This window comes from Erysipelothrix amsterdamensis (assembly GCF_940143175.1).
Lineage (GTDB): Bacteria > Bacillota_I > Bacilli_A > Erysipelotrichales > Erysipelotrichaceae > Erysipelothrix > Erysipelothrix amsterdamensis.
The window spans coordinates 883,681-907,859 of sequence record NZ_OW659496.1 but is presented as its reverse complement, the minus strand read 5'-3'; the positions used below and the strand labels follow the sequence as shown (position 1 = coordinate 907,859).

General features: G+C 36.2%; 19 protein-coding genes and 1 other annotated feature (1 of these 20 running past the window's edge). Of the genes, 4 read left to right on the top strand and 15 right to left on the bottom strand.

What is annotated here, in order from left to right:
* Window positions 1-478: 478 nt before the first annotated feature.
* The 4 genes from NMG63_RS04240 to NMG63_RS04225 form a co-directional block, all read right to left on the bottom strand.
* Window positions 479-691: an integrase core domain-containing protein gene (locus NMG63_RS04240; RefSeq protein WP_254006429.1), complete on the bottom strand. Its 213-nt coding sequence runs from the start codon at window positions 689-691 to the stop codon at window positions 479-481.
* Window positions 643-1,290 (bottom strand): DDE-type integrase/transposase/recombinase, encoded by a 648-nt coding sequence (locus NMG63_RS04235; protein ID WP_254006428.1) that lies wholly within the window; start codon window positions 1,288-1,290, stop codon window positions 643-645. The genes NMG63_RS04240 and NMG63_RS04235 overlap by 49 nt, the downstream gene beginning before the upstream one ends.
* 47 nt (window positions 1,291-1,337) lie before the next feature.
* Window positions 1,338-1,712 (bottom strand): helix-turn-helix domain-containing protein, encoded by a 375-nt coding sequence (locus NMG63_RS04230; protein ID WP_254006427.1) that lies wholly within the window; start codon window positions 1,710-1,712, stop codon window positions 1,338-1,340.
* Between the two features lie 114 nt (window positions 1,713-1,826).
* Window positions 1,827-8,102 carry an Ig-like domain-containing protein gene (locus NMG63_RS04225; protein WP_254006426.1) on the bottom strand — a complete coding sequence of 2,092 codons (6,276 nt, stop codon included), beginning with the start codon at window positions 8,100-8,102 and terminating at the stop codon, window positions 1,827-1,829.
* Between the two features lie 323 nt (window positions 8,103-8,425).
* Between NMG63_RS04225 and NMG63_RS04220 the strand changes: the two genes are divergently transcribed.
* Window positions 8,426-9,073: a peptidylprolyl isomerase gene (locus tag NMG63_RS04220; RefSeq protein WP_013852916.1), complete on the top strand. Its 648-nt coding sequence runs from the start codon at window positions 8,426-8,428 to the stop codon at window positions 9,071-9,073.
* A 117-nt stretch (window positions 9,074-9,190) separates the two neighbouring features.
* Here the strand turns inward: NMG63_RS04220 and NMG63_RS04215 are convergent, their stop codons facing one another.
* From NMG63_RS04215 to pip, 8 genes are all read right to left on the bottom strand, one after another.
* Window positions 9,191-9,868 carry a TIGR00266 family protein gene (locus tag NMG63_RS04215; RefSeq protein ID WP_003773481.1) on the bottom strand — a complete coding sequence of 226 codons (678 nt, stop codon included), beginning with the start codon at window positions 9,866-9,868 and terminating at the stop codon, window positions 9,191-9,193.
* A 60-nt stretch (window positions 9,869-9,928) separates the two neighbouring features.
* On the bottom strand, window positions 9,929-11,665 hold the full coding sequence (locus tag NMG63_RS04210) for a C69 family dipeptidase (protein ID WP_254006425.1): 1,737 nt from the start codon (window positions 11,663-11,665) through the stop codon (window positions 9,929-9,931).
* A gap of 232 nt (window positions 11,666-11,897) precedes the next feature.
* Window positions 11,898-13,051, bottom strand: a protein-coding gene (locus NMG63_RS04205) for an IS3-like element ISErh1 family transposase (RefSeq protein ID WP_123171090.1) whose coding sequence is annotated in 2 segments (ribosomal slippage) — window positions 11,898-12,778 and window positions 12,778-13,051 — 1,155 coding nt in all. Because the reading frame shifts where the segments join, the coding sequence is not laid out codon by codon here.
* Between the two features lie 109 nt (window positions 13,052-13,160).
* Complete coding sequence (locus NMG63_RS04200) at window positions 13,161-14,540, bottom strand: dicarboxylate/amino acid:cation symporter (RefSeq protein WP_254006424.1); 1,380 nt, start codon at window positions 14,538-14,540, stop codon at window positions 13,161-13,163.
* 178 nt (window positions 14,541-14,718) lie between these two features.
* On the bottom strand, window positions 14,719-15,201 hold the full coding sequence (locus NMG63_RS04195; protein WP_115354781.1) for a MepB family protein: 483 nt from the start codon (window positions 15,199-15,201) through the stop codon (window positions 14,719-14,721).
* A 39-nt stretch (window positions 15,202-15,240) separates the two neighbouring features.
* On the bottom strand, window positions 15,241-15,489 hold the full coding sequence (locus NMG63_RS04190) for a hypothetical protein (RefSeq protein WP_003773475.1): 249 nt from the start codon (window positions 15,487-15,489) through the stop codon (window positions 15,241-15,243).
* 61 nt (window positions 15,490-15,550) lie between these two features.
* Window positions 15,551-16,414 (bottom strand): Cof-type HAD-IIB family hydrolase, encoded by an 864-nt coding sequence (locus NMG63_RS04185; RefSeq protein WP_254006423.1) that lies wholly within the window; start codon window positions 16,412-16,414, stop codon window positions 15,551-15,553.
* Between the two features lie 15 nt (window positions 16,415-16,429).
* Entirely contained in the window at window positions 16,430-17,341 is a 912-nt protein-coding gene (gene pip, locus NMG63_RS04180) for a prolyl aminopeptidase (RefSeq protein WP_254006422.1), read from the bottom strand.
* Window positions 17,342-17,460: 119 nt separating this feature from the next.
* Here pip and NMG63_RS04175 point away from each other — a divergent pair, with 119 nt between their 5' ends.
* Complete coding sequence (locus tag NMG63_RS04175; protein ID WP_115354778.1) at window positions 17,461-18,294, top strand: LicD family protein; 834 nt, start codon at window positions 17,461-17,463, stop codon at window positions 18,292-18,294.
* Between the two features lie 49 nt (window positions 18,295-18,343).
* On the opposite strand, the gene NMG63_RS04170 is transcribed toward NMG63_RS04175, so the two are convergent.
* Complete coding sequence (locus NMG63_RS04170) at window positions 18,344-19,534, bottom strand: coenzyme F420-0:L-glutamate ligase (RefSeq protein WP_013852911.1); 1,191 nt, start codon at window positions 19,532-19,534, stop codon at window positions 18,344-18,346.
* A gap of 166 nt (window positions 19,535-19,700) precedes the next feature.
* Here NMG63_RS04170 and NMG63_RS04165 point away from each other — a divergent pair, with 166 nt between their 5' ends.
* Window positions 19,701-20,288 carry a nuclease-related domain-containing protein gene (locus NMG63_RS04165; protein WP_254006421.1) on the top strand — a complete coding sequence of 196 codons (588 nt, stop codon included), beginning with the start codon at window positions 19,701-19,703 and terminating at the stop codon, window positions 20,286-20,288.
* A 6-nt stretch (window positions 20,289-20,294) separates the two neighbouring features.
* On the opposite strand, the gene NMG63_RS04160 is transcribed toward NMG63_RS04165, so the two are convergent.
* The gene (locus NMG63_RS04160) at window positions 20,295-22,055 is read right to left on the bottom strand and encodes an N-acetylmuramoyl-L-alanine amidase family protein (RefSeq protein ID WP_254006420.1); all 1,761 of its coding nucleotides are present in this window, start codon (window positions 22,053-22,055) and stop codon (window positions 20,295-20,297) included.
* A 308-nt stretch (window positions 22,056-22,363) separates the two neighbouring features.
* Here NMG63_RS04160 and NMG63_RS04155 point away from each other — a divergent pair, with 308 nt between their 5' ends.
* The gene (locus NMG63_RS04155; RefSeq protein ID WP_003773461.1) at window positions 22,364-22,720 is read left to right on the top strand and encodes a DUF2513 domain-containing protein; all 357 of its coding nucleotides are present in this window, start codon (window positions 22,364-22,366) and stop codon (window positions 22,718-22,720) included.
* Between the two features lie 25 nt (window positions 22,721-22,745).
* On the opposite strand, the gene brnQ is transcribed toward NMG63_RS04155, so the two are convergent.
* Window positions 22,746-24,038, bottom strand: coding sequence for a branched-chain amino acid transport system II carrier protein (brnQ, locus tag NMG63_RS04150; protein ID WP_254006419.1), 1,293 nt, complete (start codon window positions 24,036-24,038; stop codon window positions 22,746-22,748).
* A gap of 46 nt (window positions 24,039-24,084) precedes the next feature.
* Window positions 24,085-24,179, bottom strand: a binding site (T-box leader) (it continues 140 nt past the right edge of the window).

The window sequence follows — 24,179 nt, the reverse complement described above, 5'->3', positions numbered from 1 at the left end:
TCGTTGATTTCTTTGAGCAAATGCTTCCACTTCAATAAGTAATTTTGAAGCCAGTCCTTACATTATAAATGCAATAAGCTTACCATCCGCTTCGTATGCTAGTACTTTATTATCTTGTTCATTATTCATGGTTTCAAAAAACACATCGTTTTCAGGAATCTGATACCCAAATTCCTGAAATTATTCAATAAATGCATCCTGAAACTGATGATTGCGTAAATCATCAATATTTACTTTTTTCATAAATTTACCTGCCTTTTAAACCTTTATAAAGGTGAGCACTCTAAAAATATCAAAAGGTTATTCGAAAGATATAATTAGAGGAATCTTAGATTGTTTTTTCATAACAGACCTCTCCTTTCATTAAAAAAAGCATAGTATACATATAATTTTCTACCACTCCTTGAAACTATCTAAAAACAAAAAAAAGAACTCAATAAAATGGAGTTGTCAAACAAAAGTAGACATTAATAAAAGACTAGAAACCCTTATCCATTTTATATTGGATAGGGGTTTTGTAATTTAAACAGTAAGCAGGTCTTTCAAAATTAAAATAATGTACATATTCTTCGATAAAATTTTCAAAGTTATCTACGGACCAGTATTGATAATCACACGCCATTTCTGCTTTAATCCATCCATTTAATGATTCGACAATTGGATTATCTGTAGGTGTTCCAGCTCGTGACATAGTCTAATTATGTTATAATTTTCATGCGCTTTAGCGAAAGCTTTAGAGTGGTAGACAGCTCCTTGATCTGTGTGAAGAATCGTGGGAGCTGTTTTTTTATTATCCTTAAGTAGCGCAAGAATATCCTCGAGACACTTGTAGTAAGGCTTAGGATCACCAGTTGTACGCGATAATGCAGAACCTATAATTTCATTGTTGAAGGTATCAACTATTAAGGTCCATTCATAATTAATCCCTTTGTTTCGAATATGTGTCATATCTGAAACAATAATTTCTAAAGGTTTTGTTGCCTTCCATTGATTCTTTATAATATTAGGATAAATTCGACTTTGTGTTCCAGATTTTTTATAGGAATAGTGTTTAACTTTTGATTTAATATTTAAAAACTTGCAGCACTTGCGGATTAAATTATCTGAAAATTCAAACCCTAAATCACTTTGCTTTCTCATGACTGCAGCGATATCATGATAACCATAACTTGGAAAACGTCGATGCCAGTCTTTAATCACAACGCTAAGAATCGCTCTTTTTTGTTCATAAATATTGAGATCATCTTTATGCTTTAACCACTTGTAATAACCAGATCGGTTCAAATTCATAAATTTAAGAATGAACGTAATCGGATGTTTAAAAGATAAATCATGTGCTATTTGGAATTCTTGTCTTTTAAAGTAACGAACTCCTTGTTTACACCAACTCCTTTCACCTGGTACCCTTTTTTTAATCGTGCAATCTCAATATCTCGTTTTAGAATTTCGAGTTGAAGTCGTTCGATCTCAGTTAATGATTTACTCGTATGAAGCGCAGAAAAATGATTTCCTGTCTTTTTCTTGTTTTTTAAACCCTCATTACCATCGCGCATGAATCGATCAATCCAACCATTAATCGTTCCTTTAGGTATTCCTGTTTCTTGTGATAGTTTCGCAGCACTTATATGTTCATCAATATGACGTGTAACGACTTTAATACGATCCTCATAAGTCCATTTATTATTTAATCCACCTTTGGGTCTTCCCATCATTAATACCTCCGTTTTATCTCTGATTTTATTATTACACAAAAAAAGTAGACAAGTCTTTTTTACTTGTCTACTTTTAGTTTACTACTCCAATAAAATGAGCTCTTTCTTAAATGATTATTTCTGTTTACGTTTCTTTTTAAGACTAACAACATACATTAACCCACCAAGAGTAATAAGGCTTGATACATTTCGTGTACCGACACCTGTCGTTGGTAATGTCGATGGTGGTGTTGTTGGTGCTTCAGGTGTAACGGACTCTTCTTTTGGTTCCGTAACAATTGGTTTACTACTTTCACCTTGAATCGTAACATCTACTTTAAATTCTTTAACATATGGATTGGACTTCATACGGAAGAATGCACGTTGTGCCCGAATGAGTCGAACCGTAACTGCATAGGTTCCTTCTGTATTTTGATCTACAAGTTCCATAAAGTTTGTTTCAATATCAAAGGCAACACCATCTGGGTTTTGAATATTTAAAGCATTGATAAATGCTTCTTCAGTAATCGGTGTTGAACCTTCAAATGATACCTTTGGATTCATCGTAATCGAATCAAAAGGACCTTTTACAGTTTGATCTCGATACTCTAATCCAAAGATTGCTTCACGAAGATTTTGGGTAACAACGTCAAGAATAACTGTTGTTGCGGAATCATCTTCATAACTTACTTTCGCAAACGATAGTTGTTTATCTAAAGCAGCAAGACTTTCATCTGTATAAAGTGTCCGATCGATGCTTTCCGCAATATCAATCATCGCTTTTAAGGATTCACGTGCCTTATCAATTTGATCGCCCACGGCTACAAGATCATCAATATTTTTTTCCAGTAGTTTCGTTAGACTTTGAAGGGTTTTCACATCTGTATTTAAATCTTCAACTGCAGTTTGTGCTTTAAGAATTGATGTTTGCATTGCTTGTACACCAAGACTTTCATAGCCTTCAATATCAACATTTTTAGCTTTTGAAATCATTTTCACTAAAGCATTGCGTGCATCACGAATGCTTGTGTCATAGGTAATCGTATAGGTTTCTGTTTTAATACCATCTTCTGCTCTCACAACATATTTCATACCGTTTTCGATTTCAATAGCGGTAATGTTTGCGTTATTTGTTGCTTGCAGTTCAAGTGATGGAAGATTGTTTGTTTTTTGTTCATATACAAAATTATGATCTTGCGTAAAGGCATCGACGTCTTTACCATCAACTTTTAGTGTTACTGTAAAGTCTTGATGTGCTTTTGCGATACGGTCATAAACTTCAATTTCCGTAACTGCAAGACCTTTTTTATTGGTTTGTTTTGTCATGTTAATACGTACTGCATACGTTTCAACGCCATCAAACGTTAAAGTATTCATTGTTTGATAAGCAAATGGTTTCGCCTTTAAGTTTTGAACCTCAACCCAATTATTTGGATCATTGAGCACTGAATCCTCACTGCTGATATGACCAAATTTTGTTGGTAATTCTGGCTTAATGCCTTCTTTAAGAACTTCAATTACATAGGATCCTGGATATCCAGTTCCATTGTCTTCAAAGAATCCAATATTAAAGTTATCAACGAAGCGTGGTGCCATAGTACCTGCGTCTGCAAAGACAATCCCTACCCAATCTTTTTCGCGACTTTGGGCTTGCCAGTTTGTCCAACGGTTTGCTGGAGTATTGGTATACGATATGACTGCATCATTCATTGCACTTACGCGGTCATTTGATCCGGGTCCATCATTTGTAAAGGATGCAATTGCTGCTGGAAGTTCTGATCCAGTCCACATTTTAGCGATATTATCGCCCTTCTCATATTCTGCTGCTACACGAATGGTTAGTGTCGTTTCAGTATTTGCGGTTTCAACCATACCTTTAAGGATATATGTACCCGGTGTTTTTAGATTTTCTTTATCAAATGCTTCCCAAACGACATTAAATTCATCAACACGACCTGTATTATGGTATGCCTTTGCTTTGAATGGTAATTTAAAGGATTTGTCCTTCGGTGTAACAAGACTAAAGCTTTCTACACCAACATATCCCTCAACGATGACTTTAGCCACAGCTTGTATATCTGTACCTTCTACGCGACCTTTAATTTCAAAGGTTCCGTATTCGTCAAGTCGTAACACATCAAATGCATCCCATGTTACGGCAACATCTTTATCAAAGAGTGTTTCATATTGTGCAGTAACAGTTTTTGGAAGTTCAATCTTCTTACTACGTTCTGTTCGAATGACAACAGGTTTAAACGCTTTAATCGGTTCTTGCACTTCATTTTTCATTACTGTAAAGCTTACTTCGTTACTTTCGTATGTTTTACCACCGTAGGAAACATGTGCTTTAACAGTATATGTTCCTTCTTTATGTAAGTAGATTAAGCCCGCATTCATACGAATTCCAGATGCATCGCCTTGAACTACTTCATAGGTAATATCAAGAAGTGATGGTGCAATGGCAGTGCCATCTTCTAATAAACTTTCTGTTTTAAATGGAATTGTTTCTTGTGTCTTTCCTTCAATGCGATCAAGTGTCAGTGTTGTATGATCATATACTGGATCTGATACAACATAAGTTACATCGTAATCTTTTGAATTAAGTCCATCTTCTGATGTTACACGTACTTTACCTTGATAGTTATTATCGCGAGTTGGTTGGACTACATTCACAAAAGATCCTGCTTTCGCAGTTCCTTTAAGCACAGGAAGTGCTTTTCCAAATGGTACACCCACAACATAAACATTTTGATCAACTTTAAAGTTCTCTAATGGTTTTGTATCAAGATGAATCATTTCTAATTCTGCTTTTGAATTGGCTTCAATCTTAAAGGTATCACCAATTACTTTTAATTCAGATAGACCCATGGGTCTTGGTTTATCACCGTTCATTTGAGACGTCATGTTGAGACGAACAAATTTCGCATCAACCTTATCAAATTTAATTGGAATTTCTGTTTTAACATCACCAGATGTTACTACAAAGTTATTGTTTTTACTTTGGTTAACAACCGGTGTGAACGTTACACCATCAACACTGGTTTCAATGGTTAAAGAAGCCGGTACTTTCGTAGTATTGTCTGTAAAGAAATGAATGCCTACTTGATGAATCGTTTCAATCTTTTCAAACTCTAACATTACCCATTCTTCTTGCTTATCACCAAAATTATTAACCCAGTTTGTCCATCGATTTTCAAATGCAATCGTTCCATCATTGATGCGTTCAATACGGTCGCCACCGCTCATATAGGAACTTGTCGCAATCGGATAAGTATCTTGAGGACGACGAATAGCAATATTTTCTTGAACGGCAGTCGCTTCTAATACCGTAATGTGTGCAAATACGGGATAATCTTGACCACCTGAATGTGCTTGACCTGAAATCTTAAGTACACCTGCTTCCGCAATCATGGCATCGGTAATGGATTCCCATGTAACAGGAAGGTTAACTTCTGCCCCGTTAGAATAATAAGCAATAACGGTTGAAGGCAAGCTTGGCATTGTACCTTTAGGTGTTGCTAAAACTGGATCTATGAGATCTGTAATCATACGCACCAATACTGTTGCGTTAACCGGTATCGCTACACCTTCTACAGTTCCTTTTACGCTAAATGATCCAGGTTGTTCAAGTTTGGATGCTTCAATGGTTTCCCAATTTACATCTACCGCTTTTTCAGAACCATCTGAATAAATAGCATTTACTGTTTTCGGTAATTCGGGTTGAACATGTGTTTCGGTAAAGACTGAAACATCATCAAACCCTAAAATACTAGGCGTTTCAGGTTTCTTCTCAATTGCGAAGACTTCTGTTTTACCTTCAGATAAGTTTTCTGCTTTAGCTGTCAGTTTAAATGAACCTTCTTGCCCATCCGATTTAACAATCACAAGCGCTTTACCATTAAAGGCTTTTCGTTGCCATGTTCCATCATGTTGTGCTTTATAGCGTTCATTACTTGCTGGATCACCGTTATCAACCCCGACAATTTCTCCATTCCCTTCAAGGGTAAAGATAATATTGTTTTGTGCATTCGGATTCATAACACCATTTTCATCAACTACATTCACATGAATGTATGATAAGTGATCACGTCCATTTTGAATTACACGTTTTTCAGGCACTAACTCAACTGCTGCAGAACCTTTCGATGTTTTAATCACATCTTCAGCGATGACATTACCATCTTTATCTTTAGCAATCGCTTTTAACGTTCCTGGTTTAAAATCCAAACGCCATTCTAAGTATAATTCTTTAGCGTTGGCACCTTCCTGATATGGACGTCCATACGCTGTTGTTTTTTGAACAAATGCTTTTTCGCCAAGTGAAACATCATCTAAGAACAGTTCAACTTTTGCGGCATTTGAGAAGATACGTACTGGAATTTTTCCATCACGCGTTCTCATGTTGTAATCTAATAACGATTCTTTTTCCCAGTTCCAGTGCGGTAAGATGTGAACCATTGGATCTGTTTCAACATCCTTCCATTGACTTTGGTAAAGGTAGAAATCATTTTTAGGGAATCCTGCGGTATCGATAATACCAAAGTAAGAAGATTTCGGTGGGGTTTGATTCTGGTTATGCCATGGTGTTGGTTCACCAATATAATCAAATCCAGTCCAAATAAATTGTCCTGCATACCCTTTTTCATCACGATCTGGAATCCATGAATTGGTTGCGGTTTTACCCCAACCTACATGATCATTCCCGTAATCAGATTGTTGGTATTTACGCGCTGCACTGTTGTCGTGTGAACGTAATTCATCTGGGAATGCATAAACCCCACGACTACGTGTAGCGGATGATGTTTCCGATCCATAGATCAACCAATCTGGATGTTTTGCACGGATTGCTTTATATGAATCTTCTGCATAGTTGATCCCTACAGCATCAACCTCAGCACTAATAAGTTCATGTCCTCCTGTAGGAGCCCAACGATAAACATCTTGTCCCATGGTTGTGTAACGTGTATCATCAACTTCTTTCGTCCAACGATGTAGATTACGAATCGTTTGAACTGCTTTTGCACTACCGCTATTGGATTCACCAATTTCATTACCAAGTGACCACATAATAACTGCTGGTGAATTTTTACCACGAGCAACCATTCGTTTTAAGTCATATTCAGCCCATGATTGACCATCAAGCGCTTCGGGATGCGTTGCTTTCGCCTCAAAGAAACGACCATAGTCGTATGGTTTTTTACCGCCATACCACGTGTCAAATGCTTCATCAATAATCATAAGACCTAAATCTTCCGCAATTGCGAGTAATTTATCATCAGCTGGGTTATGTGTAATTCGGACAGAGTTTACACCCATATCTTTTAGAATTTCCATCTGACGTCGCATCGCATCATAGTTTGCGACAGATCCAAGTGCACCTTGATCGTGATGCATTGATACGCCATAGAACTTAACATCATTACCATTCAATGAAAATCCACCACTTGGTGTCCAGTTCATATAACGATATCCAAAACGTTCTACCGTTTCATCTACAACACGATTGCTTTTTAATACCTGCGTTTTAACGCGATATGTTACCGGTGAATCAATATCCCAAAGGCTTGGATTTGAAACCATAATTGTGGAATCCAAGGTTTGTTCTTTTCCTGCTTGGATTTCGACTTCTTTAGTTTCTGCCTTCCCCATTGATGTCCCATCAACGGTTACAACTTCTGTCTTAACTTTAACTTTTTCTGCTTTTTTCGATTTATTTAAAACAGTTGTCTTAACCTCAGTAGTGACGTCTTTTCCAACTTCTTTATCTAAGTTAGGTGTTAAGACTGTTGTCCCGTATTCCTTAATCGAAACATCATCTGTATAGGTCAACGAAACATCACGATAGATACCGCTACCTGAATACCAACGGCTACTTGGCTGTTTATTTACAACTTTCACAGCAATTGTATTCGGACCTTCTTGATTAAGATAGGATGTTATATCATATGAAAAAGGGGTATAACCATTAGGATAATTTCCAACTTCTTTACCGTTTACAAAAACAGTAGAGTCCATATAGACACCACCAAAATTTAAGCGTACATTTTTGTCCATCTTTTTATCGAAGACAAAAGTTTTGCGGTACCAACCTGTACCACCATTCAACAAACCACCCTCATTTTGTGCCGGTGAGTTATGGTCAAAATCAAAAAAGATTGACCAATCATGAGGTAAGGATAACGCTTGCCAGTCTGTCTCATCATAGTCAATTTCACTTGGACTAGATGTGCCTGAAACATTTAATTTAAATTTCCAATCATCGTTAAAATCAACATTGCGTGAATCTGTTTTAGTCACAACAGGTTCCACAACCGCAGCATGGATCGGGGTTTTTTCAATAAATACACTTGAGCACGTCACAGCTACCACCACCCCCATAATTTTAACTGCTTTTCTAAATGACGAATTCATACTCTTCCTCCTATTTAGTAAAAACCAGTAAACATTTAAACATCTTTAATCGATATCTTTACCAAAGATATTTCTCATGTATTTCATATTGTTAGCGCTTACGTGTCCATTATTGCGTTTGCAAGCATACTTGTCAAGTGTAAACGGTAACATTTCACAAGTAAAATAATGGTAATCTTTACTTAATTTGAGAATACCCCCATCTAAGTGCTTTTAACCCTTTGCGTTACATCGTTATCGATGTTCGTCATTATTCTTAAAAAATTCTCTTCTCACTGGCAAAATTTCAAATATGGTATAATATAGGAAAATATGGAGGCATTATGAAAAAAATAAAAACATTGATTGCAATCAGCTTTTTCGTTTTAATTTCACTTACTGGGTGTTCTCAAACCAAAGAACAACCGAAACCCGATCCATCTTCAGAAGTTCAAGACTTTTCAAAAGACACAAATCCGATCGTCACCATTGAGATGGAGGATGGTGGGATTATCAAGCTTGAACTTTACCCAGACATCGCTCCAAACACCGTAAATAACTTTATAAAACTCGTAGAAGATTCTTTTTATGATGGCTTGTTATTTCACCGTGTAATTCCTGGGTTTATGATACAAGGTGGCGATCCAAAAGGTACGGGAACGGGGGGGCCTGGATATACGATTAAAGGAGAATTTTCTCAAAATAATTTCGATAATCCGATAAGTCATAAACGTGGTATTATTTCAATGGCACGTAGTAAGGGTAATGATACTGCAGGATCACAGTTTTTCATCGTAACAACTGATGCACCACATCTTGATGGTAGTTATGCGGCATTTGGAAATGTTGTGGAAGGTATGGATACAGTTGATCGTATTGTAAGTGTTGATACCAACCAAGACAATCGACCTGTAGACGGCAAAGAACAAGTCATGAAGCGTGTCACAGTCGATACCAAAGGTAAAACCTATACGAACCCTAATCAAAATTAAGACAACGAATTTTAATACATAAGAATAGCATGACCGTACACACTGTGTACGGTTTTTTTTCATAACAAAAGGAGTTCCCCTCAAAGAGAAACTCCTAGAATTAAAGATTATACTTGACTAGTTTGATGTTGGAAGCACACGATTCACTTCACCCGCTAAATTAGAAATTGGCAGTGTTTGAAGTACAACTTGACCTGGTCCGGTAAGTTTAACCAAGAAGAAGCCTTCGCCACCAAAAAATTTATTACTTAAACCCTTCACTGTTTCAATTGCATAAGAAACTCCCGATTCAAACATAAATAGATTCCCCTGATCAACTAACAAACTTTCGCCTTCTTTAAGATCATAGGTAATTAAAGAACCATCCGCTTCGAGAAAGAGATTACCGACTCCAGAGAATTTTTGAAGAATAAAGCCTTCACCACCAAAAAATCCAGCAGAGAGTTTTTTCGTAAATTCATTTGAAAACTCAACACCCGGCTCTGAAGCTAAAAATGCGTTTTTCTGAGCAATAAACGTTTTAGATCCATCCATTTCAATGTGTTTAATAACTCCAGGCATCGACATCGCGAACGCAATTTCTTGATTCGAATCGCCTGCAGTATATGTGTTTTGGAAGAAACCTTCTCCTGAAAAAGCACGACCAAACGCCTTCTTAAATCCACCCCCTGAATGCACCTTATAACTCATGTTCGCAGTCATCCAAGACATATTCCCTGCACTTGTGATAAGGGATTCCCCTTCATCGAGAAAACAACGCAAAACGGGGTAAGTTCCTTCAATTTTAAATTCCATAAATGTTCTCCTTTTTCTTGAATTATATCATAAAAAGAAAAAAAGAGGCGTAATGCCTCTTTAGTGTTCTTTGCGATATGATTTATAGACAACAACCATACCTACGAATGCTATACCCAAAGCACCGTAAAGCAGAGTTTGGGATGTGGAAACTCCCGTTTGTGGCAGGGTGTTCGAAGCTTGAGTCACGCCTTTTTTAGGCGTTTCATTCTTCGTTGGTACCTCTGTCTTCGGTTCTTCCGTTTTCGGTTCCTCTGTCTTCGGTTCTTCTGTCTTCGGTTCCTCTGTCTTCGGTTCCTCTGTCTTCGGTTCTTCTGTCTTCGGTTCTTCTGTCTTCGGTTCAATTCCTTTAAGTTTTTGATCTAATGCTTTCAGTTTATTAAAGGCATCATCTGCTACTTGCAGTGTATGTGCTTGATAATCAAAGTCTCCTGAACGCATCATTAAACGTTTTTCAATATTGAGCTGGTCTTGAATTAATGAATCCTCAAACTCAATCCATTGTCTTTGAATTTCATTCCGCGATACATCATCCTTAAATACTTGATGGGCAATTGAATTTGCATTCCAATACCATGAGTTCTCATCAAATGATGTACTGGTAACTTGATAGGATTTATGTGTGTCAGTGATGTTTCCCATATACGGAATGTACGGTGAAAAAAGTGGTGATCCAACAGCAAGCCACATTACAGCACCTGCATCTGCAGGCAGCGAATCTTTAATTTGGAAGATATGTGCCTCCATGGTATTGATATTACCAATCGGATACTTACTGCGATCTTTTTCTTCTTGACTTAAAATATTCCCTTTATTATCCAATTTAATCTCATCTGAAGGGACAAATCCAGTACCTTCTAAACGGTTCCGTTGGAATTTCATGACATCTTTCAATCCAACTTTACCATCCATCGATTGAAGTAATTCGAAGGTATCATCATTGTAATTCACCGTACTATTTGGATTGATGGCTTTAATCCCTGACCAAACACGTGATCGATTCCCATCTGACATTACAATTGGATTGTAGGAGTTTGCAATATGAAACTTTCCATCCTGTTCAACATAACGACCTGCTGCTATAGCGGTTGCTTTGAGGTCTTTTGATTGAATAACATCTTCCGCTTCAAAACCATCTAGGGTTCCTAAATAAAAAGCATTGGGGAAGACACCGAATTTATCATCAGGGAACTTAATCGCTGCATATTGATGCCCCGATAGAATTTCCATATACCACACTTCATTTTTGTCCGCTAAAACAACAATATTCCCTTCACCAGATCCTTTTTCTTCAATGACCTGCGCTATTAACTCAATCCCCTCACGAGCTGATTGAATGCGCGGTAAAATTAACGTTGTGATGGCAGCCTCTGTTAATCCATCCGATACATATGGATCAACCGTTTTATAAGCAGGATCATACTTCGCAGATACCGTAGCCGTCATTACAACACCCTTTTCATTAATTCCAGCTGCGTCATACATCCCATCATTCAGGGTGACATCCGGTATAGCCGTATATTTATAATTATGTTCACTTGCTGTATAGGTAAAGCCATTGGATGGATCTACAAACGGAACTGTATTATCAAGCATCCGTCCTTCCACATTCTTCACAACAAATGTCTTATTATGATTTAATTCAAGGTCTTCAGTACGTCCAATAATCACAGAGCCATCTTCGGTTAAATTTTTCCCAACAATAATACCGGTACACGCGAATGTACTTGTGATGGTTAAGCTCATTCCAACAATCGTCATAAGACCTGTTAATGCAATTTTTTTTATTTTACTCATAGTTTCCTCCATACATAAAAAAATGCACACTAAAACATTTCGTAGTTTATATTTATATACCTCCCTTTCTATGTCTAAATTCATAGTATCACAATGAGAATTTTTGAAAAGATACGATTGTTAACTGAGCAATCATGTAATATATTTCTGTCATTCTCTCAAACATGTTCGAATAAAAAACGGTATACATTTGGAACTGACCTAGTTCCTTGGGACTAAAGAAAAAACCAAGTTAGGATGAAGTTAACCGATAATTTACGGGAGATTGATATCCTAGCTTTTCTTGTATTCGATTTTCATTGTAATATTTTAAATAGTTTATCACAGTTTGTGATACAATTTCAGTAGAACCCTTTAGGTCTGGGTTTAATTCGAATGTTTCACACTTTAGCGAGGCATGAAACGATTCGATAGGAGCATTATCAGCGGGTGTACCCTTACGGGACATACTCATGGTAATGCTTTTATTTTTTACTTTGAGTTGATACTCTTTTGATGTATAGACACTCCCTTGATCAGAATGAAGAATACATGGCTGAACGATATCCGGAAGTTGATTTAATGTATCAACCACACATTCTAGGTTTTGTCTGTCACTCAATGTAGACGCAATAATCTCACCATTATATAAATCCATGATCGTAGATAAATAGAGCATCTTATGGCCATAAGGGATGTAAGTGATATCTGTCACCAATTTCTCTAGAGGACGTAGTGATTTAAAGTCGCGATTAATGATATTGGGCATAATGATCTTCGGATTTTTGTTTTTTCTATACCGTTTGACCTTAACACGGCATTGACATTGGTGTTTCTGCATTATCTTTTGAACAGTGTTCTTATTGATAATTCTTTCTTTTCGAATTAATGCAGTTATTTTTCGATATCCATAACGAAATTTATTTTCTTTACAAAGTTCAATTACTAATGCTTCATTGACAGAATAATTATTAGACTCAAGTTGCTCTTTTTTAGTCCAACGGTAATACGTTGACTTAGGTACCCCAAAAAGATTCAAGATATCTTTAATAGATACAGTGTTGCGATACTCTTCAACGAGCTTGATGATTATTTCAGGAACCACATCCTTTCTCTTTCCAAATACTTTTTTAATAGTTCAATTTGTTGCTCCAAAGATTTGATTCTAAGTCTTTGTGTTTCTTCGACCGTGTCTCCTTCAGGCCCTTTTCCAAAAGTATATTGCTTGCCTACAGGTTGAGAAAATCGGTAGTGTTCACCATTTCGATACCATCTCCACCATGTTTTGACTTGTGTTACATTTTTTATTCCAAGTTCAGTCTGAATAAACCTGCTTGAGTAGCCTGCCAATTTCATTTCTATAACTTTCATCTTTGTCTCATAGCTATGCATAGTTCGTGTTCCCATATAAAAACCTCCTATATTGAACTATTTTACAATAATTCTCATACAAGAGGTTTTTTTCTTTAGTCCCACGGAACTAGGTCAGTTCCTTTTGTATACCGTTTTAAAGTTTTTATGATTTCACAAGAACTTGTTCCTCAGCTTGAAGTGCTTGAGGGAATTCATGATAGGTTTTAAGATCTAATTGTTCTAAATCATGTGCAACACAGACTGCACTGACTCCATCATCCACCACATTTATGGCCGTCACCAACATTTCTACAGGACGGTTAATTGCGAGGATGAAACTGTATGCAGCTAAAGCATACTGATTTGTATAGCCCATTCCGGTAAGAATTGTGAAGAGTAAGATTGCTCCTGATCCTGGTGCCGCAGGAGTACTGATTGATCCAATAATGGTCAAGAGAATTATCGATATTAGTTCAATAATACCAACATGATAACCCGCTACGGATGCGACAAACAATGTCGCAATAATTTGCATGACTGCAGTCCCCGTCATGTTTATGGTTGATGCCAGTGGTACGATAAACGATGCAACGGATTCATCTACACCGAGTTCGTTCATCACCGTTTCTTGAGTTAATGGAAGGGTTGCAGCTGAAGATGAGGTTGAAAAACCAAATACAGCAACTTTATACATCTTCTTAATAAATGGAAGTGGCGATAATCCTGTTTTAAATGCAATGAATATCGGAAACACTGCAAATCCAAGAACAAGAAGTGTTAATGACGTCAGTATCATATAGATAAGTGCCGGCTGTAAGTAATCAATCCCGTATGATGCAAGCGTTCTAACAAGTAAACAGAAGATTGCGATTGGACCGAATTTCATAATCACAAGATCCAATAATTTCATCGACAGAAGATAGATTTCATCGACAAGTTTTGGTAAGACTTCCATCTTCTCGCCAAGTTGATGTGACATCACACCAACAATCAACGCAAGAACGACGACGGCAATAATATTTGAATTACTGCTTAGTGTTCCGAGTGCATTATTATTGAAAGCATTCAAAATCATTGACAGTGGGTTTGTTTGATTTACAACCCCTTCTGTAATCTCAATCGCACTTAAATTGGATATTTGAAATACGCCCAATTTGTATGCGGTAAAACCAGTAGTACTTGCAAGTATAATTGCGATCGCTAAGAGTTGCATAAAGTTCGCAAACCCTTTCTTCGCAAGTTTATTGAGTACGCGTGTTTCTTGGATTTGTTGAATCGATCTTACAATCGATGTAAAGATTAGTGGTACTAAAACAAGTTGCAACAAACGCATGAAGATTTGTCCAATAATAAAGAAAATCCCTATGGCCGTCGGATTTGACTCATGTAAGATATCCGCAAATAACAAATCGTTGATCTGCTTCCAAAGCGATGCATTACCATTTCCAATCAAGGTCTCTCTTAAAAATATAAAACCAAGACCCACTCCTAAACCTAAAACCAAGGTCCAAACAATTCTACGTGTGAAGTTATTTTTCTTCATATTTCCCTCCTGTATTTGGTTCCAAATAATAAGTTTTCCAAAAAAAAAACTTATTTTGAATCAAATAAGTCCGAAAAGAATATAAATATATACTAAAAAAATATATTTTTACTCCTTATAAACATCTCGTGCTTACTTAAAGGATTCGTATGTAGTGTATCAAAGTTGTTCTAAGATTTCAAGCACCACAATACGATAAAATACGTTTTTTAAAATTAGGGTCTGAAATCGAAATAAAATAAGGCTTCATTTTGGTTTGCGTTTTTTGAGCTTGTGATGAGGTTAATAGGATGCTTGGATGATATACCCTAAAGCCCATCTTTCCAGGAACATGTTCGCTTTGTAAGATTTTAAATTGATCCATATCCCTAATATGGACCACAAAAAAACCCGGATCACGTTCATCCGAAATATAAATAATCAGTCCATCCTTCATATCTGATTGATGATACGGTATGTTTTTGAGTCCTTGAGAATCTTTCTGCCACAAGGTAACAAAATGACCCAGTTTTTTGGGCGTGCTGCGTCCTTCTCGAAATACAAATTCAAACTGGTTCGCAATAAGAACATTCATTCCCGCATACGCTTCATTAAATGGATCTTTTGATATAACATCAACACTTATATCTTCCTCACATAATAGCTTAATACCTTCTGACATGCTTTCTCCTTTAACATCAAAAAGAAGTCCTAAGACTTCTTATTTGTTTATTTCGTATTCTAGTACATCTTTCGCAATATCAGCCTGTGTAACAGCGTGATCATCATTAACAATCATGATTTTCTTACCATCTAAAGCTTCTTCACCATATTTATCTTTAAGGTAATTCATGGCTTCACGTTCTTTTACTTTATCTTGAATAATATCTTTTTCAATGATTTTCTTAACTACAACACCAATTCCTAAAACAGCTGCAGCACCAATTGCTACTTTAAATAATTTGTTCATAATATTACCTCCTTGTTAGTAACATTATAACATGACACCACGCTCTTATCATTAAATATCATTAGACCTTCACAAACGAATTCAGTAAATGCTCCGCGATATATTCCGCAACGCCGTTTTCATTATTTGTACACGTCACCGTATCCGCAACGATTTTTAAAGAATGTCTCGCATTTTCCATTGCAACACCAATTCCAGCCTGTTTTATCATCGTCAAATCATTATCACTATCACCAAAACAAAGCACTTCATCGGGTTTAATACCACGGTAAGCAGCATACGCCATTATTGCATCACCTTTATTAATACGTTTAGGCATGATTTCAGCCCAACCAGGCGCTACCATTAATAAATCATAATCCGCATCCATATCTAAAGCAATCCGTTCTTTCACCAACTCTGTATAATCTGCATTTTGTATGTATACAATTTTGAGAATCGAATCCCCAGCTTCAAATCGATGACGAAGATCACTTAAATGATCTACCTTAGATACTCGTGCACCATCACTAAAAAATCTTAATCGATCTTCATCTTCGCCAAATACAAAATCTTCTTCAGATCGTGCATCCATTTGAAAATATATAATATCTTCAAAGCAATAAAGGATGCCCATAAAATACTTGGTACCAAGTGTTTCCATGCGCTCACACGCTTCATAACTCATTGGAGCTTGGATTGCTCGATAATTTCGAATTGGATGCTCTACGCGCATACCATTAAGCGAAACGATTGGAATTTGATGTGGATCAAGGTCCAATGCTTCCGCTATAGACGCAGCACTCTCATAATTTCGGCCCGTCGCAAGCATAAACTCATACCCTTGATTGCGTGCTGCATGAATCACCTCTCGCGTACGATCTGTAATGACATGTTCAGAATTCAATAAAGTACCATCAATATCACTTGCAATTAACTTAATCATAAAAAGCTCCTTTATCTATTTAATCTCGAGATCTTTCATTATACCAACTAATTGTTCAAACATTGCATCATCATAAGGACTATGACCACTTGCCTCAACAAGATGCAAGTGCACAGAATCTAACCTTTGTGCTAATTCGTATGCCCCACTTGGTCTACAATCAACATCATAACGACCGTGAACAATTTCCGTAGGAATAGTTTGAATCTGATTGATGTGATTTAGAAGATAATTATCATCATCCCAAAACATTTGGTTTGCGAAAAAATGACATTCAAGCGTTGCTAGACTTATGTCTGCATCAGTAACTTCTAAATCTTGCGACTTAGGAATTAAATGGACCAGCGAACTTTCCCATGTTGACCACGCTTTTGCACACAGTTGCTTTTGAACATCATCTGTTCCCGTAAAAACATTATAATATGCCCTAATTAAATCATGACGATCATTAGGGGCAATAACAGCTTTAAACGCTTCATGTTCTTCAGGATAGAAGTAGGACGCACCTTCTTGATAAAGCCAATCAACATCCGATTGTCTTCCAAGAAAAATACCGCGTAATACTAATTGCGATACACGGTTGGGATGTTTAATCGCATACAACAAGGCAAGTGTCGATCCATAACTCCCACCAAAAACAGTCCAAGATTCAATCTCATAATGACGTCGAATCATCTCCAAATCCTCTACACCTGAAAACGGTGTATTATTTACTAATGTTGCGAAAGGCTTTGATTGACCACAACCACGTTGATCAAAGGCGATCACAAACCATTTATTTAAATCAAAAAAACTAAAAGACTTCTCCGAGATACAACCACCCGGCCCACCATGTAGAAAGACAACGGCTGGATTTTGCTTATTTCCATGCGTATAAACCGCTATAGATTGTCCATCTTGAGTTAATAATCGATCTGTAATTTCCATCTTTTTCCTCTTTTTCTTTTTATTATTATATCATGAATTTAAATTTGTCTATAAAACTTGAAATAATATATCGTTATCGCTATTATTAGTATGTTATGTAATTGAAAAGAGGTCCAAATATGAACGAATTACAACGCGAAGATTATAATATATTAGTATGGGTTAAAGCATTCTGTGATCGTGAAAACATCAATTATTTCTTATATGCCGGTACGTTACTGGGGGCAATTCGTCATCAAGGATTTATTCCTTGGGATGATGACGTTGATATCGCAATGGAACGTGAGGATTTTGATCGTTTTGATGCATTAATGGCGCAAGAACTTAAAAATAATACACCTTATCGTTACCAATCACGTCAAAACGATAAATACCTTGCCATTGAATTTTCAAAAGTACGATCCGATATTCTTAAAATTAAAGAAACCGTATCAAAAACACAAAAAGGATATGAAGGTGCATGGGTCGATATTTTCCCTATGGATCGCGTGCCTGATGATGAAACCTTACGTCGCAAGCAGTTTGAACAGGTTAATAAATACACACGTCTTTTACGCATTTTCTTATTAGTTCAAGAAACAGAAAATGATAAAGGTGCAAAACTCATTTTGAAGAAAACCATGCAATTTCTTAATGAAAAACTGTATAAGATTAATATCTTTATTCCAATTCTTATGAAAAAACGCTATAAAGCAATGACACAATACCGAGACGTCGAGACATCATGTATCGGTGACTTAGGTTACTTATACTTTGAAAATTACGATCAATACAACACATCAATCATTGAACGTAAACATATCAAAGAACCTATTGAAACACTATTCGAAGATGAGATGTTTAAAATCCCTTCGGATGCGGATGCAGTTCTAACGCGTGCCTTTGGCGACTATATGACGCTACCCGCAGAAGAAGATCGAAAAATACATCGCATTGAAACACTTGAATCCTAAAATAAAAAAAAGTGTATCTTCACGTTAATGTGGAGATACACTTTTTTTATTAATCTGCAAAGTTATCGAAATAACCTTGAACAAATACGATTGGTGTTCCTTTATCGCCAGATCCACTTGTTAAATCACAAAGTGAACCAATAAGGTCAACTAATCGACGAGGTGTCGTCCCTTGAGCTGCCATATTACCTACAAGATTATCATCTTTCTCTTTAATATGAGATTCGATTGCTTTCTTCAAAGCCTCACCTTGTAAATCTTTAAAATCATTATCTGCTAGATACTTCAATTTTAACTCATTTGGAGTACCTTCTAAACCTGTTGTGTAAGCCGGTGAAACGGTAGGATCTGCAAGTTCCCAAATTTTACCAATTGGATCTTTAAATGCCCCATCACCATAGACCATCACTTCAACATGCTTCGAAGTTGCTTCAAGCATACGTTTTTGAATATCTTCAACTAAATCTGTACATTCTCTTGGGAAAAGTTTTACAGAATCTTCAGTAGATTTATTTGAGCCAAGTAAACCATAGCGTTCATTGTATCCACTACCGTCTACACTTTCATTTAGAATATCATCAAGTCCACAAACAATTTTTGCGCCATTATCACGTAAAATACGTTTTGTACGCGCATTGGTATGAATATCACACGCTAAAACTTTATCAGTATAATCTAAGATTGTACGAGGATTGTTTGAGAAAATAATTTCAACCTCAGTTCCTGCTTCTTCAATTATACTTGCATAGTAAGAAACGTAATCAATACCCGTAAATGGATGCTTGTTTTCTCCAAATAAACTACGATATTGCTCAAGACTTAGAACATCACTATATGGGTTAATACCTGATGCATCAAGCTGGTCTAAACTCACAAGTTCATTCCCTACTTCATCTGAAGGGTAACTTAACATGAGCACAACCTTATCAACACCTTTAGCGATTCCACGTAAACAAATTGAAAAACGATTTCGTGAAAGAATTGGGAAAATAACACCCACTGTTCCACCTTCCATTTTTTTATTTACATCTTTCGCAATGGCATCAACAGAAACATAATTTCCTTGAGCACGAGCGACAATGGATTCCGTTAATGCGATAATATCACGATCACGAACATCAAAATTTTCACTCTTCCCAGCTTCCAAAATGCTTTCTGTAACGATTTGAGCTAAATCATCACCTTCACGAATGATCGGACAACGAACACCTCTTGAAACAGTACCAATTTTTCTTTCCATATATAACATCCTTTTTCTTTATAAAACACTGAAAGCCTCGTAGAGAGGCAATCCATTAATGATTCTAACACATTTCGGAACAAATTTAAATAAAAAATATAAAACAGTATCCCTTTAGGATGCGTATATGCTATGATATCACTAAAACAATTTTAGAGGTAATCGCATGAAGCCAATTCGTTATCGTATCTATCAGCATAAAATCAAAAAAAAGAAGGCCAAAGATCGAGGTATGCAATTTGAACTCGAAGCGTTCAATCTGTTATCTCAAGACTCAAATACATTTGTATATCATAGTACCTATATTCCTATTGTTCGCAATAACGGAATAACAGAAATTGATTTGATTGTCGTAAATCGAAGCGGTATCGCTTGCTTTGAAGTTAAGTACACAAAGCATCCATTCATCGGTTCTTATGATGATGCATTATGGTTTAAGAAAGATACCGACCAATCAATACGTAATCCATTTATACAAAACCGTTATCACGTAGAAGCACTCGCATCGTACTTAGGGATTGATGCTTCACTTATCAAAAATTGTGTACTGGTCAATCAAATTGATCGCCCGATTAGAGATCTGTATACCCTAAGCTCGGCACGCTCATTTTCGAAGGGTGCCAAACTATCCCGTATTGAAGTTCGAAGGATTAATCGATTATTGCTTCGGCGTCAACGCTTCATGATTTTGAAAAGATGGAAGCATCGGCGTTACCGTAAACGAATTGCAAAGAAAAACAGAACGACTTCTTAGGTCGTTCTATTTTTTTAGTGCTCCTTGAGTATCAAAATAATAAGTTCTGTTATGAATGGATGCTTTTCCAACTATCATCTGGCCACCGTCTTTAAAATAGTACCATTTATGATTGAGGTATTTCCATCCTGTTGCCATTGCACCAGAAGGTTCTAAGTAGTACCACTTATTTTTAATTTTCTTCCATGATGTTGCCATCGATCCCGATTTATCTAAGTAGTACCATTTCTGTTTAATCTGTTTCCAGCCCGTTGCCATAGCTCCTGAGTTTTCAAAGTAATACCATTTATTGGCTATTTTTTTCCATCCTATTACCATTTCTGAACTTGAGTCAAAATAGTACCAAATACCCTTAATCGATTTCCACTGGTTCTTGAGTGCACCTTTTAGGGTAAAGTAGTGCCACTTATCAGATATTTTTCTCCAACCGGTCACCATACCTTTTTCATGATCGATATAAAATTTATTATTCACGATTGAAATCAGGCCGGTCAAAGGTTTTCCTAAATTATCGAAATAATAACGGGAACCCGAGATTGTCTCCCAACGCCCCTTAACAAGTTCTAAAGTCTTGTCACGATAAGTAGACTTTCCTTTTTCGCCTTGCCATCCTTGGCTATGTTTTACGATTAAGTTTGGTTTTGGATCCAGTTTTGAAACTACAAGATTCCCTTGATGAGGGATTTGTTCTACTTTAATAAATTTTGATTCTAAAGATTTTATTGCCTGTGTAATCTGATTCACTTCCAAAATACTGCGACTTGCAATTGCATGATTCAGTTGATTTGTTAAGATTTGCTTATCTTTATCAGTTATCTTATAACTTTTTTGAATTTGCTGTCTTAAACGCTCTGTGTGATTCATGAACAACTGATTCTCTTGATTTAGCTTAGTTGCTTGATCTCGTATCGCATCAAGTTCTTGTGTTGTTTGCGAAGCATTAATGAGAGCTAAAAACTTATTGATATCTTTAATTGTTAAAAATTTAAACGATATTTTCAAATCGTTGCTTAAAGCCTTCTGCTTATTAATGAATTGAATTCGTTGCGCTTCATCTTCACGTTGTTCAGACTCACCAACACTTGAATCGTCATTACCCTCTACAGACTCATTTTGTGGACGCTTCCATGCTTTCCCACCCTTACGAACATGTTCAGCCTCAATTTTCTCAAAATAAGGAACCACTTGTCCTTCAAAATTTTTAGAATTCAACCAAATGTTCGCAAGTTCTTCTGCATAATAATTTCTCATATCTTTACGGATTTTATCAAACGAATCAATTGCTTTAAGATAAAGTTCGACGTATTGACTATCCTGCATAATTTGATGTTCTATATTTTCAACTTCTTTTTTAAGCTCATCAAGTTGGGAATCATCCGCAGTCTCTTTAGATCGATCAATAAAATATTTTTTCTGAGAATCTGACAAAATACCTTTTCGCATTAAAGTGTTCTCAAAACGCTCTAGATTACGTATTCTTCGTTTTCGTTTGGTTGAGTCTTCAACCATTTTCTTTATCTGATTTATTTTTTCTTGACGATTCGGGATTGCTGTTTTTTCAATAATTTGAATATACTTTTCAACTTTTTCCGCATGACGTCCCAAATCAACAGTTTCATCATCCATATCTTCTAATGAAATGAGATAGGCTTTTAAAGCGACTAAATCACGTTCTCTAGGTTTTCGCTCCTCTGCAAAAATTGGCTGAGAAAAAAACGAAAAACCGGATACGAATGATAAAATGAGTAACATCGATAACATTCTCATATTCAAAATCTCCTTATTGTGTCGAACGAGCTTAGGATAATCGAGAACAAAAGCAATGTAAAGAATATTTATAAAACACTCTCGATAGTTGTTAATACAGGTTAAAATCAATAGGGTTTGTGCGTGTTATTTGGTCATTCGCAAGATAATTACAATGTTGAAAACCTAGATATATGCATAAAGCTTAATAGGACGCCCTGATAAGTCACATAAGCCGAAATCAACAGAATGTCATAAGAGCATGATAAACAATGTAGGCATTGCACACGATTTGATATAATTAAAGTGTTAGAAGAAGGAGGAATAAAATGAAACTAAATATTGATTGTGTACGAGATATCCTACTCCATCTCGAACATACAGAGCCAACCATTACTTTCGAGGACCTATCCCTCAATGATTTACAAAATACAAATGATATAAAAGAATGCATGGATCATTTACATAAAATGCATCAGGCAAACATTGTTACACTATCTTCTACTGATTCTGAGAACCCTTCAATTCAATTAACACAAAACGGGAAAAACCTCATCGAGGCAGTCAAAGATACAAACCTATATAATGAATTTAAAAATGAAATTAATCAGAAATATCCAATTTATACGGTAGAAATATTTGCATACGGACTTTTTGCTTATCGATCTACACGGTATGGATATTAAGAGTGTATCCCGGATACACTCTTTTTTAATCGAATAAACTATAAATCTGAATGGCTACAAGCGAAATTAAAGTTGGAACAACCCATGCCAAACCATGAGAATTTAAAGGAATTCGGCTAAGTAACGATACGCTTGTGAAAAAGTAAGTATCAAAAATCGATAATAATGACATCAAGGTCGTGACGCCAATCGTAATTTGATACACAGACTGTTTTACATTCCAAAACAATTCGAGAAAACTGAGTACGATAAGAACCATTGCTATTGGGTAAATTGCCTCCAAAAGTGGCACCGAAATCTGTAAAATTTTACTTAAACCAAGATTTGACGTTACAAAACTCCATACTGTGATACCCAAGACCCAAGACTTATACGAATACTTAGTTTTTGATGAGAAATATTGACTGCAAGAAGTAATCAATCCAACAGAAGTTGTGAGACAAGCTAAAGTAAAAATAATTGCTAAGAGAATGACGCCAACGGGTCCAAATATATGAATGATAATATTCGCAAGCGTTTGAGCACCGTGTTCAGAAAAACCATAAATTGTTCCACTTAAGGCTCCAAGATATGCTAATGCACCGTAAACAGCAACTAATAAAACACCTGCAAACATTCCCGCACGTACTGTATTTTTTACGACGTCTTTTTCATCGGTGATTCCAAGATCTTTGATAATTAGTGAAATAACAAGTCCAAAATTCAACGCTGCAATGGTATCCATCGTTAGATAACCATCAAGAAAGCCTTGAACAAAAGGAGTTGTTTGATAATTCCCACTTGCTGATGTAAAGCCATTAAATGGTTTTATGAAACTCCCTACAAATACAATTAACATCAAAATAAGTAAAAGTGGTGTAAGAAGTTTCCCCATACGATCCACCAACTTCGTAGGATTTTTTGAAATATAATAAGCAGCGATAAAAAAGATTGCCGTAAATATAAAAAGTCCTAATTGTTGATAGGATGCGTAAACACCGAGAAAAGGAGCAACCGCCATTTCAAAAGGTAAACTTCCCGCTCTTGGAATTCCTAAAAGTGGACCGATTGAAAGATAGATTAAAAAAGTAAAAATCAAAGCAAATTTAGGATGAACTTTTGAAGCAAGCGGATATAAACCGCGATTTTGAGATATTGCAATGACTGCGAAAATGGGAAAACAAACTGCTGTAATATAAAAACCTGCTAACGACACTAAAGTATGTGTCCCTGATGATTCACCTAAAAAGGGTGGGAAAATGAGATTTCCAGCACCAAAAAACAGTGAAAATAATGTTAATGATACGAATAATGTATTCTTACGAGACAATTTCTGCATACGCTTCTCCTTAATTCCATAAATAATCGACAAAAAAACCTCATCCACAAGGGACGAGGTTATCGCGTTACCACCCAAATTCCATACAATGTATGGCACTCAACGTACATAATTATACGCGTTTCGGGTAACGGTGAACAA

Coding starts and splice junctions, on each gene's coding strand:
- NMG63_RS04240 (WP_254006429.1), bottom strand. CDS start 691: ATGTCACGAGCTGGAACACCTACAGATAATCCAATTGTCGAATCATTA.
- NMG63_RS04235 (WP_254006428.1), bottom strand. CDS start 1,290: ATGAATTTGAACCGATCTGGTTATTACAAGTGGTTAAAGCATAAAGAT.
- NMG63_RS04230 (WP_254006427.1), bottom strand. CDS start 1,712: ATGATGGGAAGACCCAAAGGTGGATTAAATAATAAATGGACTTATGAG.
- NMG63_RS04225 (WP_254006426.1), bottom strand. CDS start 8,102: ATGAATTCGTCATTTAGAAAAGCAGTTAAAATTATGGGGGTGGTGGTA.
- NMG63_RS04220 (WP_013852916.1), top strand. CDS start 8,426: ATGAAAAAAATAAAAACATTGATTGCAATCAGCTTTTTCGTTTTAATT.
- NMG63_RS04215 (WP_003773481.1), bottom strand. CDS start 9,868: ATGGAATTTAAAATTGAAGGAACTTACCCCGTTTTGCGTTGTTTTCTC.
- NMG63_RS04210 (WP_254006425.1), bottom strand. CDS start 11,665: ATGAGTAAAATAAAAAAAATTGCATTAACAGGTCTTATGACGATTGTT.
- NMG63_RS04200 (WP_254006424.1), bottom strand. CDS start 14,540: ATGAAGAAAAATAACTTCACACGTAGAATTGTTTGGACCTTGGTTTTA.
- NMG63_RS04195 (WP_115354781.1), bottom strand. CDS start 15,201: ATGTCAGAAGGTATTAAGCTATTATGTGAGGAAGATATAAGTGTTGAT.
- NMG63_RS04190 (WP_003773475.1), bottom strand. CDS start 15,489: ATGAACAAATTATTTAAAGTAGCAATTGGTGCTGCAGCTGTTTTAGGA.
- NMG63_RS04185 (WP_254006423.1), bottom strand. CDS start 16,414: ATGATTAAGTTAATTGCAAGTGATATTGATGGTACTTTATTGAATTCT.
- pip (WP_254006422.1), bottom strand. CDS start 17,341: ATGGAAATTACAGATCGATTATTAACTCAAGATGGACAATCTATAGCG.
- NMG63_RS04175 (WP_115354778.1), top strand. CDS start 17,461: ATGAACGAATTACAACGCGAAGATTATAATATATTAGTATGGGTTAAA.
- NMG63_RS04170 (WP_013852911.1), bottom strand. CDS start 19,534: ATGGAAAGAAAAATTGGTACTGTTTCAAGAGGTGTTCGTTGTCCGATC.
- NMG63_RS04165 (WP_254006421.1), top strand. CDS start 19,701: ATGAAGCCAATTCGTTATCGTATCTATCAGCATAAAATCAAAAAAAAG.
- NMG63_RS04160 (WP_254006420.1), bottom strand. CDS start 22,055: ATGAGAATGTTATCGATGTTACTCATTTTATCATTCGTATCCGGTTTT.
- NMG63_RS04155 (WP_003773461.1), top strand. CDS start 22,364: ATGAAACTAAATATTGATTGTGTACGAGATATCCTACTCCATCTCGAA.
- brnQ (WP_254006419.1), bottom strand. CDS start 24,038: ATGCAGAAATTGTCTCGTAAGAATACATTATTCGTATCATTAACATTA.